This window comes from Bradyrhizobium sp. BR13661 (assembly GCF_029892425.1).
Taxonomy (GTDB): Bacteria; Pseudomonadota; Alphaproteobacteria; order Rhizobiales; family Xanthobacteraceae; genus Bradyrhizobium.
The window spans coordinates 141539-156369 of record NZ_JARXWB010000001.1 but is presented as its reverse complement, the minus strand read 5'-3'; the positions used below and the strand labels follow the sequence as shown (position 1 = coordinate 156369).

Below are 14831 nucleotides of genomic sequence, written 5' to 3'. Positions count from 1 at the left end.
CGAAATGTTATGAATGGAAATTGGGATGGCGCGGATCAATTCGCGGCAGGTGGAGGCCTTCCGGGCGACGATGCTGACCGGCAGCGTCACCGAGGCTGCGGCGCTGATGACGGTAACGCAGCCGGCGGTGAGCCGGTTGCTGCGCGACCTCCAGGCGCTGTTGAAAATGGAGCTGTTCGAGCGGCGCGGGACGGGCCTGGTGCCGACCGCCGCGGCCATGGCGCTTTACACCGAAGTCGAGCGCTCCTTCGTCGGCCTCGAGCGTATCACTGCGGCTGCCGAGGAAATCCGCGGCCGCAGGACCGGCTCGCTACGGATCGCAGCACTGCCGGCGCTGTCGAACGGCTATCTGCCGCGGCTGACCGGCCACTTCCTGAAGGAGCGGCCGAACCTCAATCTCGCTTTCTTCGGCGTGATCTCGCCGATCGTGGTCGACTGGGTGCTGAACAATCAGTGCGACGTCGGCTTTGCCGAGGTGCCGATCGCGCATTCCGGCCTACCAAGCCAGAAATTGCCGGCGCCCGCGCGCGTCGCTGTGCTGCCGATTGGCCATCGCCTCGCAGAAAAGGAAGTTCTCGAGCCACGCGACTTCGAGGGCGAGACCTTCATCTCGCTGTCGGCGGGATCGTCGAGCCGGCATCTAATCGACCAGATCTTCCATCGGCACGATGTTCGCCGGGTACTGCGGGTAGAGACCGCGCTGTCCGAGATCATGTGCGGCATGGTGTCGTCAGGGCTTGGGGTCGCCATCTGCGATCCCTTTACGGCGCAGGAATTTTCCACCCGCGGCGTCGTCGTTCGCCGCTTCCTGCCGCGCATCGACTTCGAATTCTCCGCCGTGTTTCCCGCGCAGCGTAGCCCCTCGCCGGTGGCGCTGGATCTGGTCGAGACTATGCGCAAGTCACTCGCGGAGTTCGAGAGCTAGCCGTTGAACGCGGCCTGCGCCTCCGGCAGATCCCAGATCTTGCCGATCGCGGCTGTGCCCGCCGCGGTGATCGCCGCCTCGTTCGCACCGAGATAGCGCCCCTCGTCGACCAGCATGCGGCCATCGACCATGACCTGATCGATGTTGGCACGGTTGGCGAGCGCGATCAGCGCGCGGCGCGGGTCGAACAGCGGCTGGAGATGCGGATGGGTGAGATCGACCACGGTGAGGTCGGCGGTCGCACCTAGCTCGATCCGGCCGAGGTCCGGCCGCTTGATGACGTCGGCGGCAATAGCCGTGTTCGCCTCGATCAGTTCCGGCGAATTGGCGACATCGGCGCGTGCCGAGGTGACCTTGGAGATCAGCGATGCCGCATTGAGCTCGCCGAGCAGGTCCATGTTGTAACCGTCGGTGCCCACCACGGTTCGCACGCCATGCTCGGCGAAGCGGCTGAAGGCGGCCGTGATGCCGGCGCGCGCGAATACGCGTGGGCAGTTCAGCACGGTCATGCCGCGCGCGGCCATCAGCTTGAGATCGTCGTCGCTGCTGAACATGCAGTGCGCCGCCATCAGGTCTGGCGCGAGCAGGCCGAGCCAGTCCAGATACTCAGCCGGGGTGCGGCCGCCATAGCGCTTGCCGATGGTCTCGACCTCGCCGCGGCTCTGCGCCATATGCGTCGTGATGGGCACGCCGAGCTCGCGCGCCCGCGTGGCGCAGGCTTTCAGGAGATCGGGGCCGCAGGTGTCGGTGGCGTGCGGGCTCATCGCGAGGTTGATGCGACCGTCGCCGCGATTGTTCCAGCGCTGGTAGAGCGCATCCCACGTCGCCATGTCGGCGGTGCCGTCGTCGCCGGAATAACGGACCACGCCGTCCGCTCCCGCCTTGGCGTCGGAGGTCGAGAACAGATAGGGCGCGCCATAGAAGCGGATGCCCATCTCCTCCGCCGCGTCGAACATCTCGGGGATCGAATTGCGGAACGGCTCCATCACCGTGGTAGCGCCGCCCTTGAGCAGTTGGAGGATGCCGAGCCGCGCGACGGCCAGCCGCTCCTCCGCCGACAGGATTTCGGCGCCACGCTTGGTCAGCGGCAGCAGCACCGTATAGACGATACTCTGGTTGTTCTTGCGGCCATTGCCGTCCTCGCTGTGGCTGCGCGCCACCGCTTCGGAGAAGCAGTGATTGTGCAGGTTCAGGAGGCCCGGCAGCATGAAACGGCCGGGACGGTCGTAGACCTGATCCGCACTAGGCTTGTCGCGCGTGATGGCGGCAATCTTCTTGCCTTCAACGAGAACCCAATGGTCGCGCAGCACGTCCTGCGCACCGTCCTTGCGTGACAGCACATAGCTGCCGAAAATTGCTGTGGTGCTCATGCGGGGCGCACGTTCCAGAAGACGGCGGTGCCGTCGAGAATGCCGGTGATGTCTTTGCGATAGGCAGTCGGCTGCTTGTACAGGCCGATCGGAATATAGGGGATTTCCTCGAATGCGACCGCCTGTATCTCACGGCAGATGCGCTGTTGCTCGGCAACCTCGGAAGCCGCCAGCCATTGGCTGCGCAACGGCCCCATCTTCTCGCTCGCATACCAGCCGGCAACCTTGCCCTCGCCGCGAATGTTGGCGTTGCCGGCCGGATTGAGCCAGTCGATGCCCTGCCAATTGCCGACCGCGGCGCTCCAGCCGCCTTGCCCGATCGGGTCCTTCTTCAACTGGCGCTGCAGCACGACGGCGAAATCGAGCCCGGCATATTCGACATTCATGCCGGCCTTGCGCAAACTATCCACCGCGATCTCGCCGAGCGGCTTCTGCGCCAGCGAGTTGGTGGGCACGAGCAGCACGATCTTCTCGCCGTTGTAGCCGGCAGCCTTCAAATCGGCCTTGACCTTGTCGTAGTTGCGCGGACCGCGGAACACGTCGAGACCAACCTCGTTCGCCATCGGTGTCCCCGGCGCGAAGAAGCCGATCGGCGAGACCTGGAAGGCGGGATCGGTGCCGGCGACTGCAGTCATGAAGGCGGACTGGTCGATCGCGCCGAGCAGCGCGCGGCGAACGGCGGGATTGTCGAACGGCGGCTGCAGGTGATTGAGGCGTAGCATGCAGGCATAGCCCCTGGAATCGAGGATGCGCGTCTCGATATCGCCGGCGGCCTTGATGATCGGCAAAAGATCGTGCGGCGTGGTCTCCTGCCAGTCCTGTTCGCCCGTCTGCAGCGCGGCGACGCCGGTGCCGGCGTCGGGCGTGGTGGTCCATACCACACGGTCGTAGTGGACGATCTTCGGACCCGCCGTCCAATCCGGCTTGCCGTCGGTCCGCGGCTGGTATCGCTCGAACTTCGCGTAGGCGTTGCGGGCGCCCTGCACACGCTCGTCGGCGAGATAACGGAACGGACCGCTGCCGATCACCTCGGTCAGTGGCTTGAACGGATCCTGGCTCGCCAGCCGCTCCGGCATCATGAAGCAGGCGTTGATTGCGGCCTTGCCGAGGGCCTGCGGCAGCAGCGGGAACGGTCGCTTGAGACGGAAGCGAATGGTGTGATCGTCGGCGGCTGAGAGTTCAGCAGTTGCTTCCATCAGTTCGCCGCCAAAACCGTCGCGCGCGGCCCAGCGACGGATGCTGGCAACGCAGTCGCGCGCGAGCACGCGCTCGCCGTCGTGCCAAAACAGGCCGTCACGCAAGCTGAGGTCCCACTGGAGCTGGTCGCCGGAGATGGTGTGGCCCGACAGCATTTGCGGCGAGACCTGGAACGAGGAGCTCATGCCATAGAGCGTGTCGTAGACCATGAAGCCGTGGTTTCGCGACACCTGCGCGGTCGAATAGATGGGATCGATGAAGGCGAGGTCGATGACGGGGATGAAGCGCAACGTGGACTGCGATTCAGCGCGGACGATGCCCGGCAGCGACAACGCCGGTACCGTTGCGGCGGCCTTGAGGAGCGAGCGGCGGGAGAGAGGCATTGCAAGAGGCTCCTGAAGGTACCTTACGTATTCAACAAAACCGCACCGATTGCGACGGCCACCGCCTGTTGCGCCGGCTCGACAACGGGCACGCCGATCGCCTCCGCAATCGCCGCGCGGTGCGAGGCCATGCCGGCGCAGCCCATCACCACGACATCGGCGCGGCATTGGGTGACCAGCGCGCGGCCGGCCTCGATCAGCCGTCCGCGGATATCAGCGCCCGCCGTCTCGGCCGCACTCGCGCCGACCGACCAGCTTCCGGCATAGCGGCCATCGACGCCCATCACCCGCACCATGCGCTGCTGGCGGCGGATGCTCGACGGCGACAGCGCGATGATGCCAAAGCGCTCGCCGAGCATCAGCGCGCGGAAAATGCCGCATTCGGCGATGCCCATCACGGGGCGACCGCTCGCCGCCTCGCGCACCGCATGCAGGCCGGGATCGCTGAAGCAGGCGAGCACGAAGGCATCCGCGTTGTCGCGCGACACACGGTTCACCAGCGGCATGACGACACTGTCGGCATCGCGCTGCGAGCTGATGCCGGGCGGCCCCTCGGCAAGGCCCACCACCTCGATCTCAGGCCCGCCTGAGATGCGCAGCGGCGCGACCGCGTCGTCAATCGCCGCCGTCACCGACGCCGAGGAGTTGGGGTTGATGACGAGGATGCGGGGACGGGTCATAGCATCGCTCAACGGTCAGCAGCCTCGTGGCGCAGGAAGTTGTCCGCGATCTTCTCGCCGGTGGTGATCCAGACGTCAGGGCACGACTTTGCGTAGGTCAGAAACTCGCGCAGCAAGCGCAGCCGCATTGGACGGCCGCTGCATTGCGGATGCAGCACCGTGGTCACCATCGCGCCCCAGTCACGGACCTCATCCAGCTCGTCCTTCCAGAGCGAGAGCACATGCTCCCTCGGGAAGATCGAGCGCGGGCTGAAGCGGGCCGAGAGGCCGTGCATCCAATCGTCATAGCTCGCGGTGACAGGCAGCTCGATCGTGCCGGGCTTGCCGTCGGCGAGGCGATGGCGATAGGGCCTGACGTCGTCGCGGAACGAGGAGGTGTAGACGATGCCGTGGCGCACCAGCGCGACGCGCAGCTCCTCGGTGAACTCGCCGTAAGGAGCCCGATAGCCTGATGGCTTGACGCCGAGCCGTCGCTTCAGCGCCTCGAAACCGCGCTCCAGCTCCTCCTCAATCCAGGGATCGCCGGGATCGGGCAGCAGATGATGATAGCCGTGATGGCCGATCTCGTGGCCGGCCTTGAGAATGGATTCGGCCATCGCCGGATGCGCGTCGACGGACCAGCCCGTGACGAAGAAAGTCGCCTTGAGATCGAGTTGATCAAGCAGCTCCAAAAGCTTCGGCGTGCCAACGCGCGCCTCATAGCCGCCATAGCTCATCGTGATGAGCCGCTGCGCATGCACGGCATCCTTGCTGGTCCACGCGCTCTCCGCATCGACGTCGAAGGAGAGGAACATCGCCGATTTGTACGGCTTTGGCCACGGATAGTCCGGCGCGGGATCCGCGGTGTTGGCTGGGGTGAGCGGAATGCTCTGGAGCGCTTTACTGTCCAGCATTGATGGTCGCCTTCTCTATTGCGTTGTCGGTGAGTTTCCACTTGGCAAGCAGGGTCTTGTAAGTGCCATCCGCGATCAGCGCATCGAGTGCGTCGGCCACAGCCTGTTGCAACGCCTTTTCCTTGACCGGCAGCGCGATACCCGTGAACTGCGTCGCGAAAGGGTCACCGACCGGCGCGTAGGTGCCGGGCTCGAGGTCCATCACATAAGGCAGCGTCTCGTTACCCTGCACGGCGGCGTCGATGCGGCCCTGCCTGAGCTGCGTGCGGGCATCCGCCGAGCCGTCTGTCCCGACGAATTGGACCGGATTGCTGGCGCAATTCTTCTGGCTCCATTTGTCGATCTCTGCCGGGAACATGGTCCGGCGGCTGGCGCCGACCTTCTTGCCACACAGCGCCACCATGTCCTTGAACTCGGACGCACGTGACTGCTGCACGAAGAACTTCGGGCCGCTGCGCAAATAGTCGACGAAGGAGGCAATGTCGTGCCGGCTCGCATAGTCGGTGAAGCCGGACAGGATGGCATCCACCCTTCCCGTCGAAATCGACGGCATGAACTCGGCAAAGCTGGTCTCGGTCCATTCGATCTTGACGCCGAGCTTGCGCCCGAGCGCCTCGCCGAGATCGATGTCGAAGCCGGACAGCGCGTTGGTGGCGGGATCGCGGAACTCCATCGGCGGATAGTTCGGGACCAGCGCAATCTTGATGCTGCCGCGCTTAGTGATCTCCGGTGGGAGGTCGATCGCCAAGGCCGAAACGGTCATGGCACCGAACAGCGCCGCCGCAACCAGAATTCTCTTCATCAACTCGCCCCCATTTCAGATCACAGCCGAAAGAAATGCCTTTGTCCGCTCCTCGCGCGGCGCGCCCAGCACGTCCGAGGCGCGGCCCTGCTCGATGATCGCACCCTGGTCCATGTAGACGACGCGATCGGCGACCTCGCGGGCGAAGCCAAGCTCGTGCGTCACCACCATCATGGTCATGCCGCTCTTGGCCAGCTCCTTCATCACCGCGAGCACTTCGCCGACGAGCTCCGGGTCGAGCGCGCTGGTCGGCTCGTCAAACAGCATCAGCATCGGCTTCATCGCCAGCGCGCGGGCAATCGCCACGCGCTGCTGCTGACCGCCGGAGAGCTGCGCGGGATACGAATCCGCCTTCGCCGATAGGCCAACACGCCGGAGCAGCTCCAGCGCCTCGGCGCGTACCTCGTCAACTTTGCGTCGCTGCACCTGGAGCGGGCCTTCGGTGATGTTCTCGAGCGCCGTCTTGTGCGGAAACAGATTGAAGCGCTGGAACACCATGCCCGTCTTCAGCCGCTGCCGTCCGATCTCGCGCTCGCTGAGGCGATGCAGTCGCCCACCCTGCTCGCGCACGCCCAGCAACTCGTCATCGAGCCAGATGCCGCCGCTATCGATCGCGGCGAGCTGGTTGATACAGCGGAGCAATGTGGTCTTGCCTGATCCCGAGGCTCCGATCAGGCACATGACCTCGCCGGGCCAGACGTCGAGCGAGATGCTTTTGAGAGCCTGGAACTCTCCAAAACTCTTGCTGACGGAGCGGATGGCGACGAGGGGTTTTGTCATCGCGCGAGCCGCGCTGTGCCGCGGGCGAAGCGGCGTTCGAGCAGCATCTGGAGCGGCGTCAGGATCGAGACCACGAGCAGATACCAGAGCCCGGCAACGATCAGGAGCTCGATCACGCGCGAGTTGGCGTAATAGATGTTCTCCGCGTTGTGCAGCACTTCCGGATACTGGATCACGCTCGCAAGCGAGGTCGCCTTCACCATGCCGATGAACTCGTTGCCGAGCGGCGGGATCACCACGCGCATCGCCTGCGGCAGGATGATCCGGCGCAGCGCGCGCAGCCGCCCCATGCCGATCGCCTGCGCTGCCTCATATTGCCCGATGTCGACCGACAGCATGCCGGCGCGCATCACCTCGGAGGTATAGGCGCCCTGGTTGATGCCGAGCCCGAGCAGCGCGGCGAGGAACGGCGTCATCACATCGACGGCACGCGCGCTCCACAGGCCGGGGATGCCGATGGTCGGGAACACCAGCGCGAGGTTGAACCACAGCAGCAATTGCAGGATGAGGGGCGTGCCGCGGAACAGCCAGGTGTAGCCGGCCGCGACCGTCTTCAACACCGGATTGGGCGACAGCCGCATGATCGCAACGACAACGCCGAGAAAGATGCCGAGCGCCATCGCCAGCACCGCCATCACCATGGTGTTGACGATGCCTTCGAGGATCACCTTGGCCGTGATGAAACGGCTGACATAGGACCATTCGATCTGGCCGTTGGCAAAGGCACGCGCGATCGCCGCCAGCACCAGGACGATCAGGGCCGCGCTGATCCAGCGAAACCAGTGCGGCTCGCGCGCGATCCGCATCCCCGACAGGTCAGGGAAACCTTCCGCGAGTGCCGGCGCCGGCCTCATTGCGGCGCCGCGTTCAGCATCGGCTGGGTCACCGCATTGGCGCCCAGGCCCCATTTGTCGAGAATGGCCTTGTACGAACCGTCGGCAATCATCGCAGTGAGCTTTTCCGTCACGACTTCGCGGAGCGCCGCATCATCCTTGCGAAACATGATGCCCTGATAGCCGATGGTCAACTGCGCACCGATGACGCGGTATTTGCCGGGCTCCTGCGTCTGCGCATAAGGCAGCGTCTCGCTGCCTTGCACGGCAGCGTCGATGCGGCCCTGCTTGAGCTGGTTGCGAACATCGATCGAATTCTCGCCCGGCACGTACTGAATGGCTGGCTTGCCGGCACCCTCGCAATTCTGCTTGCTCCACTTCTCGATCTCGGCCGGGAAGCTGGTGCTGCGGGTGGTGCCGACCTTCTTGCCGCAGAGATCGGTCGCGGCCTTGGCCTCGCTCTCGGCCATCACGAAGAACTGCGGGCCGGTCGTGAGGTAATCGACGAAATCAGCGGTCTCGCGCCGCGAGGCACGGTCGGAGATGCCGGAGATGATGAAATCGGCGCGCTTGGTCTGGAGCGAGGGAATCAGCTCGGCGAATGGCGTCTCGCTCCAGACGATCTTGAGGCCGCCGAGCCGCTTGGCGATTTCGTTGGCAAGATCGATGTCGAGTCCGACCAGCTCATTGCTGGCGGGATCGCGATATTCCATCGGCGCGTAGGTGGAGTTGACCGTGAGCTTCAGCGCGCCCGCCTGCTTGATTTCCGCCGGAAGCTCGGCCGCCTGCACGGAGGTCACGGAAGCCAGCGCTGCAAGCGAGAGGAAATGCGAGAGGCGTGTCATGTCAGTTCCTTTGCGAACCCAGTGCTTTACCAATCTTTTCGTTTGCCAAGCCTTTGCCAGCGCCGTGCCAAAGTCAGTCCGCGTCGAGCACGGCCGGCTCGATGACGCCAGCGCGCTCGGTGATCACCCTGTATTGCTCGGGCCGGCGGTGGGCGGCGAAATTGAACATCTTGTCCTTGCCCTGACGGCAGAGGTCGAGATCGATGTCGGCGACGATCACCTCGTCGGTCAGCGTCGCGGCCTGCGCGACGATGCGGCCGTTGGGATCGACGATGCAGGAGCCGCCGATCAGGCCCGAGCCGTCCTCATCGCCGGCCTTGGCGACCGAGATCGCCCAGGTCGCGTTCATGTAGGCATTGGCCTGCGTCACCAGCGTCGAGTGGAAGGTACGCAAGGAGGCATCTTCGGTGGTGCCACCATTGGGATCATAGGCCGCCGAATTGTAACCGATGCAGACGAGTTCGACGCCCTGCAGACCGAGCACGCGCCAGGACTCCGGCCAGCGGCGATCGTTGCAGATCATCATGCCCATGATCGCATGCGCCCAGGCCGAACCGGCGCGGAAGGCGGGAAAGCCGAGATCGCCATATTCGAAATAGCGCTTCTCGAGCTGCTGGTAGCGTGCGCCCTCGCGCGGCTCGACCGAACCCGGCAGATGTACCTTGCGGTAACGGCCGAGAATCTCGCCGTCGCGATCGACCAGGATGGCGCAATTGTAACGACGCCCTTCGGGGGTCAGCTCGGCATAGCCGACATAGAAGCCGACGCGCAGCTCACGCGCACGATCGAAAAGCTTTGCCACGGCGGGGTTCGGCATGCCGTGCTCGAAATACTGATCGAGCGCATCGCCTTCGAGCAGCCAGCGCGGAAAGAATGTGGTGAAGGCTAGCTCGGGAAACACGACCAGGCTCACGCCGCGGCTGGCGGCCTCCTCCAGCATGTCGAGCATCCGCTTCAACGTATGCTCGCGCGTATCGGCTTTTTGCGTCGGCCCCATCTGGGCTGCGGCGGCGCGAAGGACACGAACCAAGACTGCCTCCAATATGTGCGCAATGCTGCCTCAATGGGCGGCGAACCCTTTGATCCAGCATGCAAATCCGAAAGCATTAGGCGCAAGCGGCGCTGCAAAAGCAATTCATCGTGCTATGATGTTTTGGCCTAGAGTATAAGAGGCAGTGATATGAACCTGCGCCAGCTTGAGATTCTGCGTGCCGTCATCCGCCACCGCACCACGGTGGCGGCGGCCGAGGAGTTGGCGCTGTCGCAGCCTGCGGTCAGCAACGCGCTGAAGACGATGGAGGCGCAGGCGGGCTTCGCGCTGTTCGAGCGCGTCAACAACCGGCTGTTTCCGACCGCGGAAGCGATGGCGCTCTATAAAGAGAGCGAGGCGATCTTCGCGCTGCACGCCAAGCTTGAGAACCGCGTGCGAGACCTGCGCGAAAATCGCGCCGGGCACCTCTCCATCGTGGCAACGCCGCCGCTCGCCTACAGCATCATTCCCCCCGCACTCTCGGGCTTCCTGCGCCAGCGCCCGGAGACGCGCGTATTCTTCGACGTGCGGCGCTACGAGGGCATCATCGAGGGCGTGCTCAGCCGCGTCGCCGAACTCGGCTTTGCGCTGGGGCTGACGCATCACCCCGGTATCGCGCATGAGGTGGTGCACACCGGTGAGATGGTCTGCGTGCTGCCGCCGCAGCACCCGCTGGCCGACAAGCCAGTGATCTCGGCCGCGGATCTTTCTGGCCTTCCGTTTATCGGGCTCGAGCGCGGCACCCGACTTGGCGAAGCCGTGCGCGACAGTTTTGCCCGTGCAGGCGCGCCGTTTCAGCCGACGGTCGAGGTGCGCTATTGCAACACGGCCTGCGTGCTCGCGAGCGCCGGCGTGGGAGCCTCGGTGGTCGATCCCTTCTCGCCGCGACAGAATGGCGGCCACGGCCTCGTCGTGCGGCCGTTTACGCCAACGACGCACGCGGTCGCCTACATGCTATGGTCGGAAGCGGAGCCGCTGTCGCGGCTGGCCAAGGCCTTTCTCGGCGAGATCCGCAAGGAGAGTGCGCTCTTGGAACGCACAGCGCCACACCAGCAAGATGGGGCAAAAGCGACTGAGCGTCGCAAGCTTTGACCTGAGGACACATGGCACGCATCACCATCATCGAAACAGGACAAGTCCCGACAAAATATCGCGAGCAGCACGGCTCGTTTCCGGACATGTTCGAGCGCATGGTCCGCGCCGAGGACCCGACGGCCACCGTCGATGTCGTCAGCATTCCGAATGGCGACACCCTGCCCGATCCGAGCAAGCTCGAGGCCGTGCTGATCACCGGAGCGGCCGCCGGGGTCTATGACGGCCTCGACTGGATCGCGCCGCTGGAAGAATTCGTTCGAACCGCCTACGCCAACAAGACGCCGATGGTGGGTATATGTTTCGGCCATCAGCTGATCGCGCAGGCGCTGGGCGGCACCGTGCGCAAATCTGAAAAGGGCTGGGGCATCGGCCGGCACGTCTATCAGGTGCTGCCGGAGAACGGTGTCGTCGATGGCAACGAAGTCGCGATCGCCTGCTCGCATCAGGATCAGGTGATCGAGGCGCCCAGTGATGCGCTGACGATCCTCTCGTCCGAATTTACGCCGCATGCCGGCCTGCTCTACGCCAACGGCGCGACGCTCACCGTGCAGCCGCACCCGGAGTTCGACGTGGAGTTTGCGCAAGTGTGCTGCGAGCTGCGCGACGGCAAGGCGCCGGAAGATGTCGTGGCGACGGCAAAGGACTCGCTGGCACGGCCGCTCGACAACGCGAAGCTGGGTGGAGCGATTACAAGGTTTCTGGCGCGCAAATCCATCTCCTCATCCTGAGGGCCCGCCAAAGGCGGGCGTCTCGAAGGATCAAGGCCCAGCTGCAGCAGCGGGGCCTGCATGGTTCGAGACGCCGCTTCGCGGCTCCTCACCATGACGGTTGAGAGTTACTCAGAACGGCTCCGCCCCCAGTCCCGGCACATCCGCGGGCCGCGAGCCCGGGGCCGGCCAGTGGAAGCGGCGGTCCTTCTCAGCGATCGCGATGTCGTTGATCGAGGCCTCGCGCCTGCGCATCAGACCGTGCTCGTCGAACTCCCACTGCTCGTTGCCGTAGGAGCGATACCACTGGCCGCTTGCGTCGTGCCATTCGTACTGGAAGCGCACGGCGATGCGGTTCTCATCGAAGGCCCAGAGATCCTTGATCAGGCGGTAGTCATGTTCCTTCTCCCATTTGCGGGTAAGGAAGGCGACGATAGCCTCGCGGCCGTGAAACACCTCGGAGCGATTGCGCCAGCGGCTGTCCTCGGTATAGGCGAGCGAGACGCGCACCGGATCGCGCGAATTCCAGGCGTCCTCCGCCATGCGCGCCTTCTGCGCGGCGGTCTCACGGGTGAAGGGCGGAAGCGGCGGGCGCGACATGATGGCCTCATCGGTTGATTGGGGCCGCAATCTATCGCTGCAGCTGGCGGAGTCGAGAGGCCATTGCTTATCGACCGATCACATATCGGGCGATCAGGAAATCAGATCGGCCTTCATCAGCGTGCGGATCGATTTCGGGATCGGCTGGGCGCGGCCGCCGCTGATGAAGGCGACGCGCACCTCGGCCTTGACCAGCACGTCCTCGCCGCGCCGCACCTCCTGCGCCAGCATGATGGAGGCGCCCTTCACCGCGACCGGCCAGGTCACGACATCGAGCACATCGTCCATCCGTGCCGGCTTGAGGAAATCCAGATGCATCGAGCGCACGACGAAGGCGAAGCCGGCGCCTTCGGTCTCTACCTGATCAAACAGCGCCTGCTGCTCGGCACCCATCAGCCGCAGATGATTGGTGCGCCCCCGCTCCATGTAGCGCAGATAGTTGGCGTGATAGACGATGCCGGAAAAATCCGTGTCCTCGTAATAGACGCGGACCTGCATGTGGTGGCGGCCGTCGCGGATCTCGCCGTCGAGATGAGCTGTCACGTCGCGAGCCTCTTCGCTTGTCGCTGCAGGTCCGTTTTGCGCAAAAACGGACCATTGCGCAAGCTTACGCCACCACCGGCGCGCGCCCCAAGGTCACCTCGACGATCTCCGGCGGCACGCCGACGCGGACCGGCACGATGCTGCAGCCTAGGCCGCCCGAGATGATCACATCGCACTTCGTCCGCAGATGGCCATAAACGAGCGGAACGCCATGCCGCGGGGGAAGCGCAGGCGTCCAACCGAACAGACGAACCTGGCCACCATGGGTGTGACCGGACAGTTGCAGCGCGACCCGGGCGGGCACGCGCGTCGCGATATAGGGCTCATGCGCGAGGAGAATGATCGGCGCGTCATCGGTGATCTTGGCGAGCGTCGCAGTGAGATCGTCGGCACCAAAGCTCCTCGCGTGGCCATAGCGCGGCCCCGGAACATAGGCGAGCTGATCACCAAGACCCGCGAGCCAGAACGAGCGGCCATCCTTGGCCAGACGCACGACGTCGTTCTCGTAGACGGGAATGCCGGCCGTCTCCAGGGCCCGATGGGCAACCGTCCGCCCGTACCCTGCACGCTGCACGACCTTGTCGTCCCAATAGTCGTGATTGCCCATCACAGCATGAACACCGAGCGGCGCCTTCAGCCCGGTCAGCACCCTCGCCCACTCGCCGGCCGGGATGATCCGCGTGACATGACGATGACCGGCGACGTAATCCCCGAGCAGCGCGATCATGTCGGGCTTGAGCGCATTGGCCTGGTCGACGATAGCCTCGATGCGCTCCAGCGACATCCAGGGATCGCAGGCGTGGATGTCGGCGATGACAGCGATCTTCAGCGGAAGGTCAGCGGGCCATTGCGGCGGGGTCGGATGATAGCGCGTGACGCGCGGCCGCAACTCCGGCTCGACACCAACACCATAGGCGGCCGTCGAGACACCGAGCGCGGACAGGCCGCCAACGGAACGGATGAGATGACGCCGAGAAATCATGGAAGCCCGCTTCTGATGCGCTTCCGTGATGCGGCTTGAATTGAGCGGAATTGGGGTGCGCTTGTGCAGTTCATCTGCACAGAGATTACCGAAATTTCATGACGGCCAGAACAATCAACGATGGCGCAGATCACTCGTCGCCCTCCTCCGTGCCGAACAGGCCGAACTGTGCCGCCGCATCGCGCGAGGGCTCGGCGATGCCGAGATGGCGGAAGGCATGGGAGGTGAGCAGACGGCCGCGCGGGGTGCGCTGGAGATAGCCGCACTGGATAAGATACGGCTCGATGATGTCCTCAATCGCATCGCGCGGTTCCGACAGCGCGGCCGCCATCGTCTCCACGCCGACCGGACCGCCACCATAGTTCGTTGCAATCGTCGTGAGGTAGCGGCGGTCCATGGCATCCAAGCCGGCGGCATCGACTTCCAGCGCGCTGAGCGCATGGTCGGCGATCTTGCGATCGATCTTGTCGGCATCGGCGGCCGAGGCGAAATCGCGCACCCGCCGCAGCAGACGGCCGGCGATGCGCGGCGTGCCGCGGGCGCGGCGCGCGATCTCGTTGGCGCCATCAGCGCTCATGCCGACATTGAGCACGCGCGCACCGCGGGTGACGATGCTCTCGAGCTCCTCGATCGTATAGAAGTTGAGCCGGACCGGAATGCCGAAACGATCGCGCAAGGGATTGGTCAGCAGGCCGGCGCGCGTGGTGGCGCCGACGAGCGTGAACTTCGACAGCTCGATCTTCACCGAGCGCGCCGCAGGACCCTCGCCGATGATGAGATCGAGTTGAAAATCCTCCATCGCGGGATAGAGCACTTCTTCGACCGCCGGGCTGAGACGATGGATCTCGTCGATGAAGAGCACGTCGCGCTCTTCGAGATTGGTCAGCAATGCAGCGAGATCGCCGGCCTTGGCAATCACGGGACCTGACGTTGCGCGAAAGCCGACGCCGAGTTCTTTCGCAACGATCTGCGCCAGCGTGGTCTTGCCGAGACCGGGCGGGCCAACGAACAGCACGTGGTCCAGCGCCTCGCCGCGCTTGCGCGCCGCCTCGATGAAGATCGAGAGATTCTTTCGCGCCTGCTGCTGGCCGACGAAGTCGGACAGCGATTGCGGGCGCAACGCGGTGTCGCCGACATCGTCGCTGCGGCGCTCGGGCGAAACCATG

16 protein-coding genes are annotated in these 14831 nt (G+C 64.7%); 3 read left to right on the top strand and 13 right to left on the bottom strand.

The annotated features are described in order from the left end of the window. Positions 1-25 precede the first annotated feature (25 nt). Positions 26-925 carry a LysR substrate-binding domain-containing protein gene (locus M2427_RS00725; RefSeq protein WP_280704136.1) on the top strand — a complete coding sequence of 300 codons (900 nt, stop codon included), beginning with the start codon at positions 26-28 and terminating at the stop codon, positions 923-925. Here M2427_RS00725 and M2427_RS00720 read toward each other — a convergent pair. The 9 genes from M2427_RS00720 to M2427_RS00680 all read right to left on the bottom strand — a co-directional run bounded on the left by M2427_RS00720 (position 922) and on the right by M2427_RS00680 (position 9738). Continuing rightward, on the bottom strand, positions 922-2295 hold the full coding sequence (locus M2427_RS00720; RefSeq protein ID WP_280704135.1) for an amidohydrolase family protein: 1374 nt from the start codon (positions 2293-2295) through the stop codon (positions 922-924). The two genes, M2427_RS00725 and M2427_RS00720, sit on opposite strands and share 4 nt — an antisense overlap. Further along, complete coding sequence (locus M2427_RS00715) at positions 2292-3875, bottom strand: ABC transporter substrate-binding protein (RefSeq protein ID WP_280704134.1); 1584 nt, start codon at positions 3873-3875, stop codon at positions 2292-2294. Before M2427_RS00715 ends, M2427_RS00720 begins: the two co-directional genes overlap by 4 nt. Positions 3876-3898: 23 nt before the next feature. After that, complete coding sequence (locus M2427_RS00710) at positions 3899-4555, bottom strand: aspartate/glutamate racemase family protein (protein ID WP_280704132.1); 657 nt, start codon at positions 4553-4555, stop codon at positions 3899-3901. An 8-nt stretch (positions 4556-4563) separates the two neighbouring features. After that, a complete protein-coding gene (locus tag M2427_RS00705; protein ID WP_280704131.1) occupies positions 4564-5448 on the bottom strand; it encodes a polysaccharide deacetylase in 885 nt (294 codons plus the stop codon). Continuing rightward, positions 5435-6250 (bottom strand): ABC transporter substrate-binding protein, encoded by an 816-nt coding sequence (locus tag M2427_RS00700; protein WP_280704130.1) that lies wholly within the window; start codon positions 6248-6250, stop codon positions 5435-5437. The genes M2427_RS00705 and M2427_RS00700 overlap by 14 nt, the downstream gene beginning before the upstream one ends. Before the next feature lie 15 nt (positions 6251-6265). Then, the gene (locus tag M2427_RS00695; protein ID WP_280704129.1) at positions 6266-7030 is read right to left on the bottom strand and encodes an amino acid ABC transporter ATP-binding protein; all 765 of its coding nucleotides are present in this window, start codon (positions 7028-7030) and stop codon (positions 6266-6268) included. Beyond that, a complete protein-coding gene (locus tag M2427_RS00690; RefSeq protein WP_280704128.1) occupies positions 7027-7884 on the bottom strand; it encodes an amino acid ABC transporter permease in 858 nt (285 codons plus the stop codon). Before M2427_RS00690 ends, M2427_RS00695 begins: the two co-directional genes overlap by 4 nt. Next, positions 7881-8708: an ABC transporter substrate-binding protein gene (locus M2427_RS00685; protein ID WP_280704127.1), complete on the bottom strand. Its 828-nt coding sequence runs from the start codon at positions 8706-8708 to the stop codon at positions 7881-7883. The genes M2427_RS00690 and M2427_RS00685 overlap by 4 nt, the downstream gene beginning before the upstream one ends. A gap of 73 nt (positions 8709-8781) precedes the next feature. Beyond that, positions 8782-9738, bottom strand: a complete 957-nt coding sequence (locus tag M2427_RS00680; protein ID WP_280704126.1) for an N-carbamoyl-D-amino-acid hydrolase — start codon at positions 9736-9738, stop codon at positions 8782-8784. 150 nt (positions 9739-9888) lie between these two features. On the opposite strand from M2427_RS00680, the gene M2427_RS00675 reads away from it, so the two are divergent. Continuing rightward, positions 9889-10830: a LysR family transcriptional regulator gene (locus tag M2427_RS00675; protein WP_280704125.1), complete on the top strand. Its 942-nt coding sequence runs from the start codon at positions 9889-9891 to the stop codon at positions 10828-10830. Positions 10831-10841: 11 nt separating this feature from the next. Beyond that, positions 10842-11561, top strand: a complete 720-nt coding sequence (locus M2427_RS00670) for a type 1 glutamine amidotransferase (protein ID WP_280704124.1) — start codon at positions 10842-10844, stop codon at positions 11559-11561. A 111-nt stretch (positions 11562-11672) separates the two neighbouring features. On the opposite strand, the gene M2427_RS00665 is transcribed toward M2427_RS00670, so the two are convergent. From M2427_RS00665 to ruvB, 4 genes are all read right to left on the bottom strand, one after another. Then, positions 11673-12140, bottom strand: a complete 468-nt coding sequence (locus M2427_RS00665) for a nuclear transport factor 2 family protein (RefSeq protein WP_280704123.1) — start codon at positions 12138-12140, stop codon at positions 11673-11675. A 93-nt stretch (positions 12141-12233) separates the two neighbouring features. Continuing rightward, positions 12234-12683, bottom strand: coding sequence for a tol-pal system-associated acyl-CoA thioesterase (ybgC, locus tag M2427_RS00660; protein WP_082813630.1), 450 nt, complete (start codon positions 12681-12683; stop codon positions 12234-12236). Positions 12684-12747: 64 nt separating this feature from the next. After that, positions 12748-13665: a metallophosphoesterase gene (locus M2427_RS00655; RefSeq protein ID WP_280704122.1), complete on the bottom strand. Its 918-nt coding sequence runs from the start codon at positions 13663-13665 to the stop codon at positions 12748-12750. Between the two features lie 130 nt (positions 13666-13795). Continuing rightward, positions 13796-14830 (bottom strand): Holliday junction branch migration DNA helicase RuvB, encoded by a 1035-nt coding sequence (gene ruvB, locus M2427_RS00650; protein WP_280704687.1) that lies wholly within the window; start codon positions 14828-14830, stop codon positions 13796-13798. Between the last annotated feature and the right edge of the window lies 1 nt (position 14831).